The organism is Fervidicoccus fontis Kam940 (assembly GCF_000258425.1).
Classification (GTDB): domain Archaea; phylum Thermoproteota; class Thermoprotei_A; order Sulfolobales; family Fervidicoccaceae; genus Fervidicoccus; species Fervidicoccus fontis.
In genome coordinates this window covers 1,153,848-1,172,256 of record NC_017461.1, presented here as the reverse complement: position 1 = coordinate 1,172,256, position 18,409 = coordinate 1,153,848, and the positions used below count along the sequence as shown (strand labels likewise).

Below are 18,409 nucleotides of genomic sequence, written 5' to 3'. Positions count from 1 at the left end.
TTTGTAAATTTTTTATATAAAGAATGGAAAAAAGATAAAATCTTGTCCAAAAAATGCTATGAATTTATAACGACAATAAGAATATTTTTTAATTGAGAAAAAATGAGTGAAGAACTTAAGCAAAAGTTGGCAGAGTTAGTAAAGAAAAAGATAGGACAAAATTCATATGAAAGGTTTTCTGACATTATATCTGAAGAAATCAATAAAGCTCTTTTAAATAAAAAAATTGCGGAATCGCTTGAAAGAAAAGGGAAGCTTGATGATGCTTCAGAAGTTAAAAAATTGATTAAAAAAATCAAAAAGAGGATTTACTACTCCTCAAGAGTTTTTTATAGTGCTGAAGGTGAACATGTTAGTATATTAGAAAGAGGAAAAAACCTCACTGCTATTTTAGAGTTTCTGAAAAAGCTAATGATAGAAAAAAATATAAATACAATTGTTGACATAGGTTCAGGAACGTTTCCTATTTATTTTGACGCCTTTTTGGGTGAGGCATCTCCCAAGCTCAGATATTATGCTATAGAAAAAAACAAAAAAATATACGAATCGCTCTTGATATATAGCAAAAAGAGTAAAATGCTTTTGACTCCAATATTAGCAGATGCTGACACTGATTCTCTCGAAGAGATTTATAAGAATATAAATAATTACGATAAATCATTAACACTACTATTGAGAATTCTCCATACGTTATATAGAACTAAGAGATTGAACCTAGTGGAGTTTGTTGAAAAAATAGGTTCAAAATATTTACTAATATCTGAACCAAAATTCAGCCTTGTAAAAAAGAACGATATTTCTAAAAAAGAAAAAGCTTTCCTTTTAAGGCTTTCAAATAAATTAAAGGCAAATGGTACAATATCTGACTTTGAAATTTTAGATACTGAGGAGGAAATTTTTGTTCTTATGACGAAGTAAATTTTTCTTATTCTTTTTTCCCTTTCTTTCTCATATCATTTATTGCAATGCAAATTCTCTTTAAAGTCTCAATTTTTCCCCATCTTTTATCAACAATTACTCTCTGTTTTATTTCCCACCATTTTTTAGGAAATTTCTTGTCCTCCAAAATTGGATTCAAACTTAACCCTTTTGCAACTTCTAAAATTTCACTAATACTGGGCTTCTGGACGCATAAGGATTTTGGGATCTTTCTTCCATGTGTTCTAGAAGAAGTACAATCGAGATAAGAAGGATAAATTACTATTTTTTTACCCTTAAATCCTCTCGAGCTCAACTCTATATACCAGCAATTTTATTTCTCAATTAAAACTGCGTTTATAACTCCATCCTGCCCAGGTCTAGATACTACTAGAGCCTTTCCTGACTCAACTTCTATTATGCTTCCTTTTGTAATTATGCCTCTTCGTGCAAATTCTTTATTGCTAGGCGTTTCCACTACTCTTGATATTTTTTCCACTTTAACAGTTTTTCCGTCTTTACTCATAATAACTGCTTTGCTTGCCTTTTTCAGCTTAATTTTTATGTTACCTCCTCTAACTTTGATTATTTCCTTCTCATCTTCTGAATGAACTTTTGTTTCAGTGAAGTATCCTCCAAAGAGAGCTTTTCTTTTTACCTTATACGGTCTTGTTTTCTTTCCACCGCTTGACTTTTTTAAGTCATTTTCTTGGTATATCCCCAAACTTTATCACCTTTAGTATTGCATAAAATTTCTTTACTAAAAGGGTGTTATTAATTGTCATTCTTTATTCTTGTTATTATCATCAGTGTTTATATGTTTTATTATTCCCAAAGAAAGAATTAATTTCCCAAAAATATGTTGTTTCATAAATTGACTGCTTTATTAAAAATTTTTATATTTTGAAGATTTTTATTTAAATTGATTCTAAATAAACAACAACATATTTTAAACCATAGGCTTATAGCTTATACTATAAGGAGGATGCAATTTTTGACAAAAGTATTTGAAAGATTCGAAGAAGAAATACTGAAGCCAGTATATAAGCTATATGAGCATTATTTATGGAATCAGATAAAAGATAATCAGATGCCACAACATATAGGAATAATTCCAGACGGAAATAGAAGATGGGCGAAAAGACATGGGTATGAATATACCTTTGGACATAAAATGGGATATGAAAAAGTCAGCCAAGTTTTGGATTGGATTTGGAATTTAAATGTTAAAGCTGTAACTCTTTATGTACTTTCAACCGAGAATTGTCTAAAGAGGAGTGAGGAGGAAAAGCAAAACATATTTCAACTTCTTTATATGGGACTGGAACAGCTAGAAAATGATAGAAGAATATATGATTCAAAGGTAAAAGTAAAAATTATTGGCAATTTTGAGCTCATTCCTGACTGGATAATCAAAAAAGCTAAAGAAGTAGAAGAAAAAACCGAAAAGAATGAGTTAAGAATTCTAAATATAGCTGTATGTTACGGAGGCAGACATGAAATAATTGAAGCGATAAAAAAGATAGCATCTGACTATAAAAAGGGCGTAATATCTTTAAACGAAATAGACGAAAATAAAGTGAGCAGTTATTTGTTTACCTCGGACTCTCCAGATCCGGACCTTATAATAAGGACTAGTGGAGAAGAAAGGATAAGCAATTTTCTTTTATGGCAGAGTGCTTATTCAGAACTCTTCTTCACTGATGTATATTGGCCTGAATTTAGAAAAATCGATCTCTGGAGAGCTATTAGGTCATTTCAAAAAAGAAGAAGAAATTTTGGAAAGTGAGTAAACTTCCCTGTCCGTAAGGGCAGACTTCTGCTTTCAGGGAACATTCCTCAAGTTTTTATTCTTTCTCTGTTATTTATACATAAGTCCTCGTCCTAACGGACGAGGTCTCAAGTATTATTAGTTGAAAAATAAATTTTCACTTTTTGTTAAATTTTTTATTGGAAAGATAGCTTTGTAGAGAGCTCTCTGTTAAATTTAATATCCTAGTAAAACAAATAAATTATTAGAAGGTTTTTGATATCCCTCAGGATACTTGCAATAATTGCTGGTGAATTTATTGAAGTCTAAGAATACAACTCTACCAAAAGATATTGAAAACACTATAATAAAAATTTTAGAATCTTCAGGAAATAGTGGCATGAATTTAAGCGAATTGCAAAAGATATTGAAGATAAAGGAAGATAAACTAAAATTAGTAGTTGCTAGACTAAGCAGAAAGGGAATAGTTAAAAAAGAAAAGATCAAAAAAGAAGATGGAAAAATAGATTATAAAATACAGCTATCTACTATAAAGCCAGTAGAATTAAAAATAGAGCTTTCGACCGTTATAAAAATCCCTTGCTTTACATGCAAATATATTAAAGAGTGCGGCATAGGAAGGGAATGGTCTCCGGCTAATTGCGAAATTCTTAAAAATTGGCTAGAAAGTGAAACTAATAAGATTGAACAGGCTTCAAAGTGATTTTATTACATTGAATACTATATCATAAGGAGCATTTGTTTTTATTCCTTTAGCATCAAAGTGAGTTCTAGACGAGGCATAACCTAGTTTTTTTAATTCTTCCTCAATTTTTTCAAACTTTGGCACATTCTTTTTTAACTTGCTCGCTATCTTATCTATATGGTAGTAAAAGGGATTTTCTATTTCTGACTCTGCAAGCATAGTATTAATATCTTTCTCAAGCTTAATGCTATAATTTTCTTTTCCTTTTCTATAGAAATCTTCAACCTTTAGAAGAAAATCTCTATTCCAAAGCTCGCCAAGCCATATAGGGCCGATATAGTTGCTACATTCACTTTTAAAGCCATCTTTACCTAGAATTACTTTGTCAAAAGGATAACCGCTATTTGAATCAATGCATAAAAAACCTATTTTGTTCGCTTGTTTCTCTTTTTTTATTAAAAATCCTGTTTTTAAGAAATGTTCATGATAATAGGTGAATAGAGGATAAGCGTTCTTCTCATTCGATGAAAAAGCTCTTATGACAGAGTATATTAATACTCTAGCTGCGATCTCCCTACCGTAATCTGTTTTATATACATGTGAGCCGTATCTCCTCAAAGAAGTATCCTTGTACTTTCCCATAAGAGTTCCTATATCCGTAGCCGTAACAAACAATAAACCATTATTTGAAATCGCTTTGGATGCGGAATCAAGAAAATTTATCGGACTCCCATAAGGATCAATATCCACAGCATCCTGTTTTATGCCTTTTTTTAGTAGAAAATGCAGAAAGAAGTTAGCCTCTTCATTCATTACCTTTATTTTTTCCTCTAACCCATTTAAAGAAATGTTTTTTACGCAATATTCAACGGCATCTTTGCTTATATCATTAGCGTATCCGTTTATTTCAATATCGTCATTTTCCAAGACGACTCTAATTGTGCGTACGCAACTTCCCGCCAAAGGTTCTATAAAATTTTCAATTTTTCTAAACAAAGAAGAAAAGGCTTTAATCCCTAAAACAGTTAAATCTCTATTAATTGATGAATAAGGATTGTAAAAGATAGGTAGCCATGCAGGCTCTAGCTTTCCATCAGACCTAAAAAATTCATTAGACATTGGCAAGAAAAATTTTGCCCTGCCTTCTTTTAGCTCAATATTTTCCAATACGCTATCCACCTTCAGATTATTTTCCTTCTTATCTTGTTAATAATATCATTTAATATCTGATTTCTATTCTCAGTGCTTAAAACGTACACATCTCCTTTTGAAATCAAATCGTAAATTTCTGGGTCTTTTTGTTTCAGGTTGATGTGGAAGGACATTAGCATGCTTTTTTCTTCCGCTTTGAGCAACTTCAAAATTCCTTCACGTATACCAGGTATCATCAACTCCATAGGTCCTACTTCATCGCCAATAAAAAATTTGAAGGAATCATCATTGAGATATTCATTTATAATTTTTAAGATAATAGCTCCCATGTTCTCATTAACATAATAGCTTCCAAGCTTCATTTTGTATCCTTTTTCTATGCTTTTTGATGCAAGCTCATGGACCTCATTAGAAGGAAAAATAATTAATTCAAACCCCTCTCTTCCGCTTTTTCCTCTTTTCTCAGGAGTTGCAAATCCGGCAAACTTTACCTTTTCTAAAGTAAGAATACTTGCTAGTTTTAATACTAGAGTTGTTTTCCCTATGCCAGGATGACCAGTAAGGAAAATCCTAACAGATTCCCTATTTTCTTTCATCTAAAATCCTGCTTATGGTGTTTATCTTGTCATCGGGAATTATTCTTATCTCATCGCTATATTCCTTTTTTAATTCTTTGGCCTTCTCCTTTTTGGCGACTATCATTTTCTCAACATCTTTAAGCTTCTTGATTTTTGAAAGCTGTTCTGCTTTTTCTTCCAAAGTAAGTGGCATATGCTCATGATCTATAGCAATAAAAAATATTTCTTCTCCTTTTTTTGCAATTATATCTACAAATGTCTTCCTAGCATGATAGAAGAACATATTCTTCTCATTTAAAATATTGAAGATTTTTTCCTCGAATAGGTTGTCTGGGATTTCTTCTTTTTTCATCTTAACCATTTCAACTACTTCGTCCGAAAATATATTATATGGAGAGACTATTTCTTCTCCCAAAGTGTCAAAAAGCTTATCAGCATAATCTATTCTTACGTCAAAAGTATTCTTTTCATATTCATATATGGATTTCCTTGTCACGCCAAGTCTGTTTGCTAGCTCTCCAAGGCTTAATCCCAGCTTTTCCCTTCTTTCTCTCATTTTCTCTCCTGAAATTCTAACAACAAATTCTCCCTTTTTTAGAAAGATGTATAAATCTTTAGAGCATGAAAGAAGCTTAGGTAGTGTAGTAACATTTACTGTAGGGACATTTTCCTTTAGATAAATTACCTCATCCTGAATATCTATTTTTTTATCGTATTCGCTTACTATTATTGGTCTGGACGATGCGCTTTTTGTAATACCTATAAGATCCCTTATTTCTTCTTTGCTCAAAAAGCTTGTATCTAGAGTGATTTTCAGATGTATCTTCTTTTTCTTTTCATCTTTTGACCATGCTAATATATCAATGCTTCTTTCGTTAAAATTATCTGGCCTATCTATTTTTACAAACTCAAATCCGCTTTTTATGATGTTTTTTACTGTGGACTCTAAAAGCTCTTGTAGGTAATCATTTACCCAAGAGCTCTCGTTCTTCATACTTACCACTCTACTTTAATTTTTAGTTTAAATACACTAGGCATCAGCGAAATCAGCGTATTTAATTCATCATTGGTTATATACTTTTTAGGCTCATACTCAAGCTTTTTATTGAGTATATATCTAACAGCCCTTCTCTGCCATAAATCTTCATTCAGCATATAAATTTTATTGTTTGGCGTTACTAAGATATTTATCTCTATTGGAAGAGCGAGCATTTCATGAAAGTAACTCGGAAGATTTTCTTTCAACTTTGCGATGTCATCTTTTTTTAAAATAAAAAAGCTCTTACTTTTTGTTTTTAAAAGCACGTCTTCGTTTCCAACTTCGTTCAGTCTAACATATTCCTCTACAGGGTCATTTATAGCCGACAAGTCAAGGATGACTTTTTTTCTTAGAGTCTCTGCAATATTATTTTCCTGGCTCATAGCTCGCTAAGACCATCGCATGATCTTTATCATATGGGTCTAGATGAACCACATCTATTATTTCAAATCTATTCTCCTGAAGTATCGATATTTCCTTTTTATATACCTCTGTCGGCTCTTTTGTCACATCTATGCTCCTAGCTTTTATAGCAAGGAATATCTTACCTCTTGACTTTAAGAACCACTTAGCATTTTCAACAACAATTGATGCTTGTTCTGGTTGAGCAACATCAGCATAGATAATGTCTACGAGCTCTACAATATGAGAGTATAGCTGAGGCTTTCTAGCATCAGACATTATCGGTATGAGGTTCTTCCTATCTGAGGCGACTAGCAAAAATTCTCTCATTACTCTTGGCGCAAATTCTACAGAATAAATAATCCCTTTTTCTCCTACAATATCACTTATATGGCTCGGAGTAGTTCCTGATGCAGCTCCTAAATATAGGACCTTTTCTCCCTCTTTAATAGGAACAGCTTTTATTCCTTTCATAATTGCTCCTGCCAATTTGCTTCTATATGGGATCCACTCTCTATATTCCGTACCTGCTATCCTGTAAAGCCTTTCTCCATAGACTTTTTTGCCTGGGACTAAATTTATAGTTGCAAGCTTTTTTGAACCGTCATCAAATTCTATTTCAAATATCCTTTCATTCAACTCTAGTGGTTTTACTTTAATAGGTTCACTCATTCTCTCTTACCTCCAAATCCTCTTTTCTTTCCTTTCATCTTTTTTTGCTTTGGAAATTCCCTCCTCTTCGCTTCAGGTCTTGTCTGCTGTTGAACGGCTTCAGTAGGCTTTCTTGCAGGGGGCTTCGCATATATCTTTTTAATTTCTTCTAACCTCTTCTGCAAGTCTTCTACCAACTTATCGCCAATCCATCTTCCAGTAAATGCATCTACTTTTGCTGCAATTGCCAATTTTGCAGCGAGAGTTCTTGCCATTTTGCCTCTTTGCCATCTTGGAGCCTTATGAATTTCGGGGTACTGAAAGATTATACCATGCTTTGGAGGTCTGCTTCCTGTTTTCAATGCCCTAAATAAGGCTTTTTCTGCACCTAAAACTTGTATAGTGCTTGCCGGCAACTTTGCAAGATTTTCTAAGCTTCCTGCAAGGCTAATAAGCCTCGCACCAAGTAGGCTTCCAACAAGTGCGGTTATATTAGGCGCCACCTCTTTCATGACGCTCTCGATATATCCTGCCAAGTCTTCCCTCAAAACATAAGTATCCCAAGCCATTCTAGCTAGCGTTTGAATTGGCTTAATGTCAAAATCGCTTAGATCTGCCCCTATGCTTTTCTTTGCAGCATCAGTCAGCTTTTCAGCTTTATCCTGAGAAAATCCTAAATTCACAATAGATGAAACTTCAAAATTGTCTCTGTGTCCAAGCTCTGCTACTAATCTTACATACTGCTCATGATTAGGAACCAAATTGTCCAATTCTGGAAAATGAACACTGTACCACTCTCTCAATCTAATCACAAATAGGTTATAAGTCTTATCAAGGTCATCGATAGCTCTTATAGCCTGGGCAGCTAACTGATCCCTCTTTTGAGCAGCCTTTCTTAGTTTTCTCCTAGTATACTCCATATTGAACTGATGAATATACATTTGAAATTCGTCTTCTCCTTTAAAGAATCCTCCGCTTATTGCTATTTCTCTTATTTTTCCTCTAAATGTCCTGAAAACTTCGGCATTTTTCTCAACTACCACATTGAGAGAGGGCTTCTGCTTGAGAAGGGCTCTAGACAGAGCATCTGTTTCTACAACTACGGTATCTCCGCTGGAAATGTCTTCTATCAAGCCTATGATTTGCTTTGTAAGATTGCCACTTTCAAATTGGAGCATTTCCTCTACGTTTTCATCAATATCCTTATTTGAAAAGCTTTTCTTTATGACCTCTCCTTTCTCATCAATCAGAAAGGCACCTACTATATGCTGTGTTAAATATTTCTTCATCATATATCAGCCTTCAATACTTTTCCGTAAACTAATTGATATTTTTAAAAAGTGAGTATATTAACTTATATTTATCTTTCTGACAAAATTATATATGGATGATGACGATCCGTATACGGAACTAAAAATGAAGAAAAGGCATTTATCTGACACTCTAGCTTTTCGAAAGAATCTCGCTGAGCTTTTCTCTTATTAATTTTGATACTAAGCTACCAGGAGCTTTTCCCCTAAGTATTTGCATTGCCTTACCCATTAAAATTCCTTCAGCCTTTTCTCCTTTTTCTCTTATCACATTCATGTTTTCTTCAACGACTTTTTCTATTATTTTTCTTACCTCTTCCTCTCCTAGCGAAAGAAGACCAAGCTCTTTTGCGATTTTTTCCGGCTTTTCCTCAGGTTTTTTGCTCAGTTGCTTCAAAAGCTCCTCAATCCCTTCTCTAGTAATCATCCTTCTTGCAAATAACGAGAATATCTCTCTGATGCTTCGTTCAGGTATTAATTCTACATTTAATCCTTCTCTTTTTAATGCCGGCATTGTTACTAGCATAATCGAGGCTATTGTAGTTGGCTCAATTGATCCTTTGAACTCTTCGACAAGCTCATCGAAAAAGTCGAAGGATTCGTTCATTACCATTTGTTCTGCTAGAGCTCTGCTTAATCCCAACTCCTTTATGTAGTATTCCTTTTTCTTTTCAGGAGTCTGGGGTGTGTACTTTTCAGAGCTTTTCATAATTTCCTCTGTAATTATTATCGGCGGTATATCAGTCTCTGGGTACATCCTTGCCGCCCCTGGCTGGGGCCTCAAAAACTTTGTAGTTCCATCAGGCATGGCAACTCTCGTTTCTTTTGGAATACCCTTAAAGGCATATTTCACTCTATTAATAACCGCTTCCATAGATTTCAGCGCCTTGCTCTCCTCGTCTACTATTAACACAAATGCATCTTTTTCCCTATCTGCCCCTAGCGCATTGTAAATCATTTCAACTTCTTCTTTTGATATTCCGTAATTAGGCAACTCATCGCTGTGAAATAGTCCCCTTACATCACCATAAAACCTTGCATAATCAGCCAGTTCTGTACCGAATCTTCTGTTCGGTTGAACCTCGGTACCTAAGATCCCTTTAAACCTGTGCAATATCTGAGCTAATGCCTTTCCTTTTGGCTTTGACAGATTTGCCCTCACAATTTTGCTCTGACTCCTTTTCAGTATATCAGTGACATCAATAGGAGATAACTTAACATCTTGTTCTGAAAGCCCTCTTTTCTTGAGCTCCTCCCTAATTTCAAGAAGTCTTAACTGCCTCATAGCTTCGAGCTCAACTGTCTTTGCGAGTATTTTCAGCTCCTGAACCCCTTTTATCTCTACCTTTTCTCCTCCCTCTATTGAAATATTCAGATCCTGTCTTATTGTACCTATGCCTCTTTTCACTTTTCCGCTGAGTCTGAGTAGCTGCCCAATATATAAAGCGACCTTCTGGGCTTCCTCAGGAGTTTCGATGTCAGGTGCTGTAGCTATCTCTATAAGCGGTATTCCAAGTCTATCTATAATATAATGAGATATGTTTCCTTCATCTTCTCCTTTCCTTGCTGCATCTTCCTCTAGGCAAATGGTTTGTATCCTATAGCTTTTTCCCTCAACTTCAATCCTTCCTCCAATGGATACAAGCATTGTCCTCTGAAAGCCTGATGTGTTTGAACCATCTATAACAATCTTCCTCATCACATGAACTTCGTCAACTGGAATAGATCCTAAAGCTTTTGAGATACCTATGACTACTTCCAGCGCTTCTCTATTTATTTCATGTGGAGGTTCCTCATCAGCCTCAACTAGACAGCTTGAAGGATGAGGAGCATGATATCTATACCTTCTTCCCTTTTTCCATTCAAAATAGGCCGCTATGTCGACTTCTCCAAATTCGCTGGTTGTTGGACGAAGAGATCTTTCAAACAGTTCTTCTCTTCCTTCTTCTGAACTTATTGGACAGTTACAGAAAAGCTTCCTCTCTGTTTTTAACTGCTGGTGAATTTCGAGGCCGACTTTCAATCCTATTTTCCTAAAGTCTATTTCATTATTACTGCTCTCCATGATTCCACCTCGGATAGTAGTTTAATAGTTCTCTTCCTTCATATTCTCCCGCAATATTTGTAGCAAAGAGCCTTGTAATCTCCTCTTCATCTTTAAAATTACCTAAAAGCCAAGAAAGCTTAACAAACGCTGTTTCAGAAAGCATATTTTCTCCACTTATGATGCCGATCTTCTTTAAAAGCCTGCCTGTGCTGTAAACATTCATGTTGACCCTCCCAAAGATGCACTGCGATGTCATGACAACTATCGTACCTCGATCTATCACATTTTTTATGCTGTCTATAATTTCAGTAGATACGTGTCCTAACCCACTTCCTTCTATAACGATTCCTTTAATTCCTTTTTCTGCAAGAATTTCAAAAATCCATCCAGGCATGCCAGGGTAGTATTTAAGCAAAGATACATTTTCAGAAAACTTCGTATATGCTTCCAGATTTCCGCTTTTACTGCATATTTTTGCATCTTTTCTTATCACTTCGATCTTTTTCTCAGCTGGAAATATCTTCGCCAATGGTAGAGATGAGATACTTTGAAAGGCGTCTCTCCTGCTTGTGTGCATTTTTCTTACCCTTGTCCCTCTGTGAGCTAAAGCATAGCTGTCGCTAGTTTCTCCGTGCATAACTACTGCAGGTTCGCATATATCGCTTGTCGCATAGATTGATGCCGCAATCAGGTTGAATGGAGAATCGCTGCTCGGTCTATCGCTGCTTCTTTGAGACCCGACAAGAGCTATAGGTGATCCGATATTTCTTAAAGCGAAACTGAGGGCAGAAGACGTATATGCCAAAGTGTCTGTTCCATGAGTTATAATGACTCCTGTATCCGGTTCTTTCACTAGAACTTCTGCAACTCTTTCTGCTATTTTTTCCCAATATTTAGGATTCATGTTCTCGCTGAAAATGCTCATAAGTATTTCGCTTTTGAACTTCGCTATGCTGTTGAGCTCCGGTATCATTTCAATTAGTTCATCGGCAGTTAAAACCGGTTTCACTCCACCTGTCTGGTAATCGATTTTGCTTGCAATAGTTCCACCTGTAGATATGATGTGAATTTCTTTTCCTTTCGATTCTGTTTTTTCAAATATTGGTACTATTTCGCCTTCTCCTCTCCTCATCTCTATCTCTTTGTTTAAAAGTTCAACCGACTCAATTTTTTTAATGGAAATACCAATATTGTATCCATTTTTCAGCTTTAAAGTTATAAATCCTGGATCGAAAATCTCGTATCTCTGTACTATTAAGCCTTCTATTATTGCACCATCTTTTGTTTTTATCCTTACATAGATTCCTGGAGAAAGTAGTTTATTTTCTTCACTCAAACCTTGACCCCTCAGATAATAATAAGCAAGTATGTGTTAAAAATAGTAGTTTAAAAAGAAAATCAAAAACTTTTATCCTTCAGAATCTTTCTCTTCGCCATATAATGCTAGAAGATCCTCAAAAGTTAGCCTTTCCTTTTTCTTAAGCTTTTCTTCGGCAATTTTCTTCTTCTTTTCGAGTATTTCACTCTCTTTTTTCTTGCTTTCTTCTTCTTTTATCTTCGCAGATTCCTCTTGAAGCTTTTTAAGATGCTCGTATTTTTCATCGATAGACGCCTTCAGCTGGTTCAGTCTATTGCTGATTTCAGTAATTTCCTTGTTTGCCTGATCGATTTTTTGCGATATTCCGTTTATCTTCTCCCTTAGAGAGCTTATTTCTTTTTTAATAGATTCAAACTTTTTGATCTTTTCTTGCATACTATTTTTTATATCCTTAAACTTTATCTTAAGACTTGTATACTCTGCTTTAACCTCCATTAATTTGCTCTCTGCATCCCTCGCGTCCTTCAATCTATTGTAGAGTTGCGTCAATCTATCTATTTCCTGCATCAGTTTCTTTTCTTCATCTATGCTCATAGGTGTAGTCTGTTGCTTCCAAGTCAGCTGCTCGATCCTTTTTTTCAAAGAGGAAAGCGACTGACCATTTGGAGTTTTATTGATCAGTTCCTCATATCTCTTTATGACTAGTTTTAACTCTTCAATTTTCTTTGCAATTTCATCCTTTTCGCTCTTGAGCTTTTTTATCTCCTCAAGTATTGCATTCTTTTCATCTTTCTTCTTATTTATCTCCTCAAATACAGATTTGCTACTCTCTATCAGATTTCTTTTTTCTTCTTTAATTTTTTTGAGATCCTCTATCAGTCCTATCCTTTCTTCTTTTAGCGTTGCTATTTCCTGCTTAAGATTATATATATCCTCGCTAATCTTTTCGAGAGTCTCCCCTACACTATCTCCCATCTAATTTATGCACCTTCAGTTTCTGAATCGGCTAGAGGATAAATCTTGCATCAACGGCATATGCTCCCTTTTCATAAACGATAACTGGGTTTACGTCCATTTCTTTAAGCTCTTGATTTTCATACAGTAGTTTTGAGACCTTAACTATTATATCAGCTATTGCTTCTTTATCTCTTGGAGCCTCTCCTCTATATCCTTCTAAAATCTTCCTTGCCTTTATCTCATTTATCATTTCTAAGGCTTCTTCTTTAGTAATTGGAGCAATTCTGAATGAGACGTCTTTTAATACTTCTACAAATATACCGCCAAGACCGAACATGACGGTTGCATCAAATACAGGATCCCTTATACCTCCAACTATGACCTCAAGTCCTCCCTTTGGCATCATCTTTTGTACAAGAAAGCCTGTAACTTCAGCACTTGGTGCATTTTTTTGAACGTTTGCTCTTATACTTTTTATGGCATTTACCAGCTCGTCCTTTGAATTTACGTTAACTATTACTCCTCCAACATCTGATTTGTGAACTATATCTGGCGACACTATTTTAACAACCACAGGAAATCCAATTTTATCGATGTTCCTTTGAGCTTCATTTTCATCTTTTGCAAAAAAGTATGGCGCGACTGGTATATTATAGGCCTCAAGAACTGCAAGAGATTCGTGCTCTAAAAGCTTCTTTCTCCCGCTGCTTTTGGCATTTTCTACTATTTTTTTAATCTGTTCAGACATCTTTAACCCTCCATTCATTATTAGTTAACTTTTTCTTATTTGATTTTGATATTTCTGTTTTATATAAACTTATATTGAATATTTAAAAATTAAATTAATTTTTACTTTAACGTATGATTAGATCCTAACAAATTAAATATTTTTCCCTTAAATTTTCTATCTAAAAGTGCTTTTTTAAATATGACTTACCCGTGCTCTTCTTTTTAAAAAGGTAATTTTCCATTAAAGAAATAATCAGGTGAAAAAATGAGCGAAGGTATAGCTGATGGAACGATAAAAAAGCTGTTAAAAACACTTGATGAGAAGGGAACCGCTAACCCTGGCGAGATAGCTTCAATAACTGGACTGCCGAGATATTATGTATTAGCAGCATTTCAGATATTAAAGGAGCTTGGATACGTTGAGCTTATATATAGCAAGGGATCACACAAAGTTTATAAATTGAGCGAAAAAGGAAGCTCTATTCTAGAAGACAACATCGTAACAAAAAAGGAGACAGCAGAAACTTAGGCTTTTAGCAAGGCTTCAAGTTTTTCTTTCATTATATCGATTACAGAAATTTTAAAGTCCCAATTTTTAATTTCTCTATTGTATGCTAAAAACGGAATAGTATAGGATTTTATAGTAGAAGGATTTAAAATAAATATGTTATATTCGCCTAAATATTCTTTCACATTTTTGATGAATTTTGAAAATAGGTCTATTTCGGAAAACATTATGCTAAATAACATCATATACATATTGTTGTTGCTGTCAACCAGTGCCGAATAAAATTCAGGCGAATTTTTCACAATAGATATAAATTTGAGCAGAGTGCTTAAATCTTCATTTTTTCCAATAAGCAACATCATAATTCTATTTTGAATATCTAATTTTGAAATCAGTTGTTTAATTGAGCAACCATTAAATATTTTTCTTTTTTCTATATGTGTTTTAAGGTGTCTATTTATTTTTGATATAGAGAGTTTTAGATCTGATGCGATCTTGCTAACTGGCGTAAAAGCATCTTTTTGGTAAGATGCTAAAATCAGAACATCTATAAGGTCAAGATTTATAGGATCTATTTTTAAAATTTCTTTAATATTCTCTTCGTCTTCTTCTTTTTTGAGGTCATTATAAAGAAGTTCCCAATTTGTTAAATAGTCAGGTAAACCAAAATACTTTGTTCTTGGTTTGCCTATAATAGAAATGTCAGCTATAAATGGTTTAATTTCTAAAGATATATTTGCTTTTTCCAAAATTCCATAAGCATTAGCTAAAACATCGTAATTATATGGAATATACATTAAAGCAATACTAAGATGCTTAGGAGAAAAAGTTTCTCCCTGCCATCTTCTAAGAAAAGGTAGATATTGTGAAAAATTTCTCGGTAATTTTTTAATAACATCATCAATTGGTTCATTAAAACCCAATACAAGCGTGGAAAGCCCTATTCTTCTTAAATCAAAATCACCTTTAAATCCATATCCTAAATTGTATAACTTTGAAATTTTTCTTCGAATTTGAGAAATTGGTTCATTCAAATCCTCAGCTATCTTTGAAATCCTTATAGGAGGATCTGTCCTCATTATCTGCTCAATTAACAAATTAACGTCATAACGTTTTAAGAAAAAAGCCTCATCTATTACTCGCATATTTTATCTACTCAATTTAAAAATATAATAATTACATATATAAAAATTATTTGGCTTTGTTCAATTAAAAGAAAAAGAAAAATTTATATCTTTAAATTCAGAAAGTATAATCATCTCTTTCCCAATTGAGCATCTCTTTTCCCCCCTCCAATTTATGGACCAACCTTTTATCCTTGAGCCTGTCCCTTCCACCACCAAGAGAGGTGAAAGGTATAGTCGAATAAGGACCTTTCAAATTTATTCACTAAATAATATATACAAGAAAATTATAAAGAAGGATTTTTCTATCATGATTTTTTTATTTGATGATAAAAATTTTTCATAAAAAGAAAAAATAATACATAATAGTTTGTGGTAAATATGAAAGATTCAATGAAGTTCCTAAGAAAGGAGAAAATGCTCGAAATGATCAGAGAAAGCGACTTTGTTTTAGAGACTGTAGATGCTAGAAACTCTCTAGGGACAAGGTCGATTAAGTTAGAAAAGCTTGCATTTCAATTGAATAAGCAGTTTGCCATCTTACTCAATAAAATAGACATAGTTCCAGCGGAAGTTGTCGCCGAATGCATTAAGTACTTTAAAGACAAAGGTATTATTGTGATACCAATTTCCGCAGAAAAGAACATAGGAAGGGGAGAAGTAGTCAATTTTCTTTTAGAAATTAAAGAAAAACTTGGAAAGGAAAAAATTGTTGGAATGATAGCAGGGGTACCTAAAACTGGAAAGTCTAGCGTTATCAATATGCTGAAAAAGAAGGACTCCGCCAATATAAGCCCATTGCCGGGAAAGCCCGGCTATACAAAATCCACTTCTATATATAAGATATCTTCAGGGATTTACATATATGACACGCCAGGTGTCTTTCCTGATGCGAGAGATTATATAGAAAAAACAATACGATCAAGCCCACCTGAGAAGTTAAAAGATCCTGTATCTATAGCTGTTGAGTTAATACAAAAAGCCAGTAATATCTCTAAGAATGCACTATCAAAAATTTATAAGATCGAATGGAGCGGAGATCCCTATTCCTTCTTAGAAGCCCTTGCTAAAAAGAGGGGATGGATAGAGAGAAAAAGTAAAGAACCGATAATTGATGAAGCTGCCAGAACTATTATTATTGATTATTTAAAGGGAAAGCTGAAAATATACAAAAAATGCATGCAGAACTCTTGAACCTTAACTCAATAGGGGACTTTATTTCTCAAATTTTCAAGGAACCTAAGCCTTTTTGGAGTTGATGGATGAGTGCTGAAAAGCTCGAGAAACGCGCTTTCTTTTCTGTTCATAATTTTTTCAACTGCCTCATCTATATTAATGTCCTTCGGAATGTATGGCTTCTTTGAGTAAGGGAACCAGTAGTCTATATTTTCATAGGCCATCCCTCCAGACATGCTGACAAAGTAATTGACAATGAAGAGCATAGCAGCTGATTTGTTAATTTGGTTTGACACATTTGGATTAGACTCGTAGATCAAAGTCAACCTCGCCAAAGCTCTCTGCAACATTCTTGGATTTCCTGTAAGTTTTGCGCTGTGATAGTCTGCAAAGTACTCCCTTAGTCTGCTGAAGTGTGTCACTAAGAACTGGAAAAGGAAGCCAGCTACGAAAAGTATTGCTCCGATCAACACGTAAAACATTGCTCCTCCTCCCCTCTCCCTACTATCCCCTGCAAGCCAGCCCCAAGCCAACAACATTCTTCCTATAAAGTAAATTGCTGATGGCAGTAAACTTATTGCGAGAAGAGTGGCGACATCTCTATGTTTAAGATGTCCTAGTTCATGTCCGACAACCGCCTCGATTTCTTCTTTTGGAAATAGCTGGAGAAGACCTCTGGTTATGGCTACATAATTACCAGCAATTGGACTTCCAAACGCAAATGCATTCGGTGCAGGGACTTCGGCTATAACAGCCTTTGGAATGCTTTTTAAACCTGCATCTTTTGCCATCTTAGTAACCATTTCTGATACCCATGATTCTTCTGGCTTCGGCTCAGATGCTCTATATACAGCTTTAATCATGTATGGAGAAAGCAGCCACTGTAAAATCATAAAAATTGCTACCAGTCCTACAGTGAAGTACAGCCAGGAAAAGCCATATCCCAAAAAGTACACTCCTACCAAATAAATTAGAGATATACTTCCTAAAAATGTCACTATTGCTGTAACTGCCATGGATGTCTTCAGTCCTGTTAACGACTTCGGAGGACCTCTCACTATTTTATCTGCTGATACGGCAAGAATCCCTATAATTCCAGCAGTAAGTAGTGATGCAATCAACATTCCAAAGAAGAAATACGGAGAAATTAAGAATAGCAACATTTGCTATTTCACCTCTTCTTCTATTAATATTTAAAGAATTAGGGCATTTTATAGTTTTAACTTTTAAGATTTCTGAAAACTCAAAAAAATAGGCTATTAAGTAATAAGTAATTAAGAGAAAACATAATGGATACAAGTATATACAAACAGTTATAATCTCAATTTATTTTTAGTAATTATTAAACATTTATAATGAAATTAGCAATAAATTTTAAATGTTTGAGAGTGTTAATCTGGTGAAAAAACATTGAGTAAAAACGAACTAATAATGTATCCTTTTCAAGAGGAGCTTCTAAATAAAGATATAATTGAGGTGACATGGCTAGGAAGGGGAGGACAAGGAGCAGTCACAGCATCTGAGCTAGTCGCTATGTCTGCAATAAAGGAGGGGAAAAATGCGATAGCGATTCCAGAATTCGGCGCTGAAAGGAGAGGAGTTCCAGTTAGAGCTTATACGAGAGTTTCTAAAGAGCTGAAAGAAATACATAAGACTCCAATTGTTAATCCAGACATATTCGTCCTTCTGGATCCCAGCTTGTTATCGAAAGCTAAAAACTATATTGATCTCAAAGATGATGGAGTTGTGATTGCAAACACCCAACTATCGAAAGATGAGGCCATAAAAGTAATGGGAATAAAAGTTAAGGAAGAGAACTTTTTTGTCATTGATGCAAAAAGCATAGTAATGAGGATACTAGGAAGGCCTATATATAACACGGTAATGGTCGGGGCATTTATAGCAATAGTTCCGATTGTAAAGCTGGAAACAGTGCTGGAGTCTGTAAGAGAGACTTTTAAGGGAAAGCTAGGAGATCTGAATGCGCAAGTTATTGAAGAAGGTTATAAGCATTTTTTAAAAAAATAAATTGGAGGTAAAAGTA

21 protein-coding genes are annotated in these 18,409 nt (G+C 34.5%); 6 read left to right on the top strand and 15 right to left on the bottom strand.

Features of this window, described 5'->3' with window-relative positions; translation table 11 throughout:
- The first annotated feature begins 102 nt into the window (after positions 1-102).
- On the top strand, positions 103-918 hold the full coding sequence (locus FFONT_RS06105) for a hypothetical protein (protein ID WP_014558364.1): 816 nt from the start codon (positions 103-105) through the stop codon (positions 916-918).
- Positions 919-925: 7 nt separating this feature from the next.
- Here the strand turns inward: FFONT_RS06105 and FFONT_RS06100 are convergent, their stop codons facing one another.
- Positions 926-1,234, bottom strand: coding sequence for a signal recognition particle subunit SRP19/SEC65 family protein (locus FFONT_RS06100; protein WP_014558363.1), 309 nt, complete (start codon positions 1,232-1,234; stop codon positions 926-928).
- 18 nt (positions 1,235-1,252) lie between these two features.
- The gene (locus tag FFONT_RS06095; protein WP_014558362.1) at positions 1,253-1,642 is read right to left on the bottom strand and encodes a 30S ribosomal protein S8e; all 390 of its coding nucleotides are present in this window, start codon (positions 1,640-1,642) and stop codon (positions 1,253-1,255) included.
- A gap of 261 nt (positions 1,643-1,903) precedes the next feature.
- Here FFONT_RS06095 and uppS point away from each other — a divergent pair, with 261 nt between their 5' ends.
- Together uppS and FFONT_RS06085 are read left to right on the top strand one after the other, a co-directional pair.
- Entirely contained in the window at positions 1,904-2,707 is an 804-nt protein-coding gene (gene uppS, locus FFONT_RS06090) for a polyprenyl diphosphate synthase (RefSeq protein WP_014558361.1), read from the top strand.
- 280 nt (positions 2,708-2,987) lie between these two features.
- Complete coding sequence (locus tag FFONT_RS06085; RefSeq protein ID WP_148683749.1) at positions 2,988-3,392, top strand: hypothetical protein; 405 nt, start codon at positions 2,988-2,990, stop codon at positions 3,390-3,392.
- On the opposite strand, the gene FFONT_RS06080 is transcribed toward FFONT_RS06085, so the two are convergent.
- From FFONT_RS06080 to FFONT_RS06035, 10 genes are all read right to left on the bottom strand, one after another.
- Complete coding sequence (locus FFONT_RS06080; protein WP_148683748.1) at positions 3,384-4,541, bottom strand: hypothetical protein; 1,158 nt, start codon at positions 4,539-4,541, stop codon at positions 3,384-3,386. The two genes, FFONT_RS06085 and FFONT_RS06080, sit on opposite strands and share 9 nt — an antisense overlap.
- Before the next feature lie 14 nt (positions 4,542-4,555).
- Positions 4,556-5,122, bottom strand: a complete 567-nt coding sequence (locus FFONT_RS06075) for a nucleoside-triphosphatase (RefSeq protein ID WP_014558358.1) — start codon at positions 5,120-5,122, stop codon at positions 4,556-4,558.
- Positions 5,109-6,098 (bottom strand): helix-turn-helix domain-containing protein, encoded by a 990-nt coding sequence (locus FFONT_RS06070; protein ID WP_014558357.1) that lies wholly within the window; start codon positions 6,096-6,098, stop codon positions 5,109-5,111. Before FFONT_RS06070 ends, FFONT_RS06075 begins: the two co-directional genes overlap by 14 nt.
- Before the next feature lie 2 nt (positions 6,099-6,100).
- Positions 6,101-6,526, bottom strand: a complete 426-nt coding sequence (locus FFONT_RS06065) for a DUF61 family protein (RefSeq protein ID WP_014558356.1) — start codon at positions 6,524-6,526, stop codon at positions 6,101-6,103.
- A complete protein-coding gene (locus FFONT_RS06060; protein WP_014558355.1) occupies positions 6,510-7,217 on the bottom strand; it encodes a fibrillarin-like rRNA/tRNA 2'-O-methyltransferase in 708 nt (235 codons plus the stop codon). The genes FFONT_RS06065 and FFONT_RS06060 overlap by 17 nt, the downstream gene beginning before the upstream one ends.
- Positions 7,214-8,488 carry a Pre-mRNA processing ribonucleoprotein,-binding region gene (locus FFONT_RS06055; RefSeq protein ID WP_014558354.1) on the bottom strand — a complete coding sequence of 425 codons (1,275 nt, stop codon included), beginning with the start codon at positions 8,486-8,488 and terminating at the stop codon, positions 7,214-7,216. Before FFONT_RS06055 ends, FFONT_RS06060 begins: the two co-directional genes overlap by 4 nt.
- Positions 8,489-8,639: 151 nt before the next feature.
- Entirely contained in the window at positions 8,640-10,571 is a 1,932-nt protein-coding gene (gene gatE, locus FFONT_RS06050) for a Glu-tRNA(Gln) amidotransferase subunit GatE (protein ID WP_014558353.1), read from the bottom strand.
- Positions 10,558-11,889: a Glu-tRNA(Gln) amidotransferase subunit GatD gene (gene gatD / locus FFONT_RS06045; RefSeq protein ID WP_014558352.1), complete on the bottom strand. Its 1,332-nt coding sequence runs from the start codon at positions 11,887-11,889 to the stop codon at positions 10,558-10,560. The genes gatE and gatD overlap by 14 nt, the downstream gene beginning before the upstream one ends.
- A 72-nt stretch (positions 11,890-11,961) precedes the next feature.
- Positions 11,962-12,846: a coiled-coil protein gene (locus FFONT_RS06040; protein WP_014558351.1), complete on the bottom strand. Its 885-nt coding sequence runs from the start codon at positions 12,844-12,846 to the stop codon at positions 11,962-11,964.
- A 31-nt stretch (positions 12,847-12,877) separates the two neighbouring features.
- On the bottom strand, positions 12,878-13,576 hold the full coding sequence (locus tag FFONT_RS06035; RefSeq protein ID WP_148683747.1) for an acetate--CoA ligase family protein: 699 nt from the start codon (positions 13,574-13,576) through the stop codon (positions 12,878-12,880).
- A 246-nt stretch (positions 13,577-13,822) separates the two neighbouring features.
- Here FFONT_RS06035 and FFONT_RS06030 point away from each other — a divergent pair, with 246 nt between their 5' ends.
- Complete coding sequence (locus FFONT_RS06030) at positions 13,823-14,086, top strand: transcriptional regulator (protein WP_014558349.1); 264 nt, start codon at positions 13,823-13,825, stop codon at positions 14,084-14,086.
- Here the strand turns inward: FFONT_RS06030 and FFONT_RS06025 are convergent.
- Both FFONT_RS06025 and FFONT_RS07020 read right to left on the bottom strand, forming a co-directional pair.
- A complete protein-coding gene (locus FFONT_RS06025; protein ID WP_014558348.1) occupies positions 14,083-15,210 on the bottom strand; it encodes a hypothetical protein in 1,128 nt (375 codons plus the stop codon). The two genes, FFONT_RS06030 and FFONT_RS06025, sit on opposite strands and share 4 nt — an antisense overlap.
- Positions 15,211-15,307: 97 nt before the next feature.
- Positions 15,308-15,445 (bottom strand): hypothetical protein, encoded by a 138-nt coding sequence (locus FFONT_RS07020; RefSeq protein ID WP_014558347.1) that lies wholly within the window; start codon positions 15,443-15,445, stop codon positions 15,308-15,310.
- A gap of 125 nt (positions 15,446-15,570) precedes the next feature.
- Between FFONT_RS07020 and FFONT_RS06020 the strand changes: the two genes are divergently transcribed.
- Positions 15,571-16,383 carry a GTPase gene (locus FFONT_RS06020; RefSeq protein WP_014558346.1) on the top strand — a complete coding sequence of 271 codons (813 nt, stop codon included), beginning with the start codon at positions 15,571-15,573 and terminating at the stop codon, positions 16,381-16,383.
- Between the two features lie 8 nt (positions 16,384-16,391).
- Here FFONT_RS06020 and FFONT_RS06015 read toward each other — a convergent pair whose 3' ends face one another.
- The gene (locus FFONT_RS06015; RefSeq protein WP_014558345.1) at positions 16,392-17,528 is read right to left on the bottom strand and encodes a zinc metalloprotease HtpX; all 1,137 of its coding nucleotides are present in this window, start codon (positions 17,526-17,528) and stop codon (positions 16,392-16,394) included.
- Between the two features lie 247 nt (positions 17,529-17,775).
- Between FFONT_RS06015 and FFONT_RS06010 the strand changes: the two genes are divergently transcribed.
- Positions 17,776-18,393 carry a 2-oxoacid:acceptor oxidoreductase family protein gene (locus FFONT_RS06010; protein WP_148683746.1) on the top strand — a complete coding sequence of 206 codons (618 nt, stop codon included), beginning with the start codon at positions 17,776-17,778 and terminating at the stop codon, positions 18,391-18,393.
- Positions 18,394-18,409: the final 16 nt, after the last annotated feature.

What these genes read in the sequence shown, in the direction of transcription:
- FFONT_RS06070 (WP_014558357.1), bottom strand. Translation starts at nt 6,098, where the DNA reads ATGAAGAACGAGAGCTCTTGGGTAAATGATTACCTACAAGAGCTTTTA.
- FFONT_RS06035 (WP_148683747.1), bottom strand. Translation starts at nt 13,576, where the DNA reads ATGTCTGAACAGATTAAAAAAATAGTAGAAAATGCCAAAAGCAGCGGG.
- FFONT_RS06055 (WP_014558354.1), bottom strand. Translation starts at nt 8,488, where the DNA reads ATGATGAAGAAATATTTAACACAGCATATAGTAGGTGCCTTTCTGATT.
- uppS (WP_014558361.1), top strand. Translation starts at nt 1,904, where the DNA reads ATGCAATTTTTGACAAAAGTATTTGAAAGATTCGAAGAAGAAATACTG.
- FFONT_RS06025 (WP_014558348.1), bottom strand. Translation starts at nt 15,210, where the DNA reads ATGCGAGTAATAGATGAGGCTTTTTTCTTAAAACGTTATGACGTTAAT.
- FFONT_RS06030 (WP_014558349.1), top strand. Translation starts at nt 13,823, where the DNA reads ATGAGCGAAGGTATAGCTGATGGAACGATAAAAAAGCTGTTAAAAACA.
- FFONT_RS06015 (WP_014558345.1), bottom strand. Translation starts at nt 17,528, where the DNA reads ATGTTGCTATTCTTAATTTCTCCGTATTTCTTCTTTGGAATGTTGATT.
- FFONT_RS06060 (WP_014558355.1), bottom strand. Translation starts at nt 7,217, where the DNA reads ATGAGTGAACCTATTAAAGTAAAACCACTAGAGTTGAATGAAAGGATA.
- FFONT_RS06105 (WP_014558364.1), top strand. Translation starts at nt 103, where the DNA reads ATGAGTGAAGAACTTAAGCAAAAGTTGGCAGAGTTAGTAAAGAAAAAG.
- FFONT_RS06075 (WP_014558358.1), bottom strand. Translation starts at nt 5,122, where the DNA reads ATGAAAGAAAATAGGGAATCTGTTAGGATTTTCCTTACTGGTCATCCT.
- gatE (WP_014558353.1), bottom strand. Translation starts at nt 10,571, where the DNA reads ATGGAGAGCAGTAATAATGAAATAGACTTTAGGAAAATAGGATTGAAA.
- FFONT_RS06065 (WP_014558356.1), bottom strand. Translation starts at nt 6,526, where the DNA reads ATGAGCCAGGAAAATAATATTGCAGAGACTCTAAGAAAAAAAGTCATC.
- FFONT_RS06040 (WP_014558351.1), bottom strand. Translation starts at nt 12,846, where the DNA reads ATGGGAGATAGTGTAGGGGAGACTCTCGAAAAGATTAGCGAGGATATA.
- FFONT_RS06020 (WP_014558346.1), top strand. Translation starts at nt 15,571, where the DNA reads ATGAAAGATTCAATGAAGTTCCTAAGAAAGGAGAAAATGCTCGAAATG.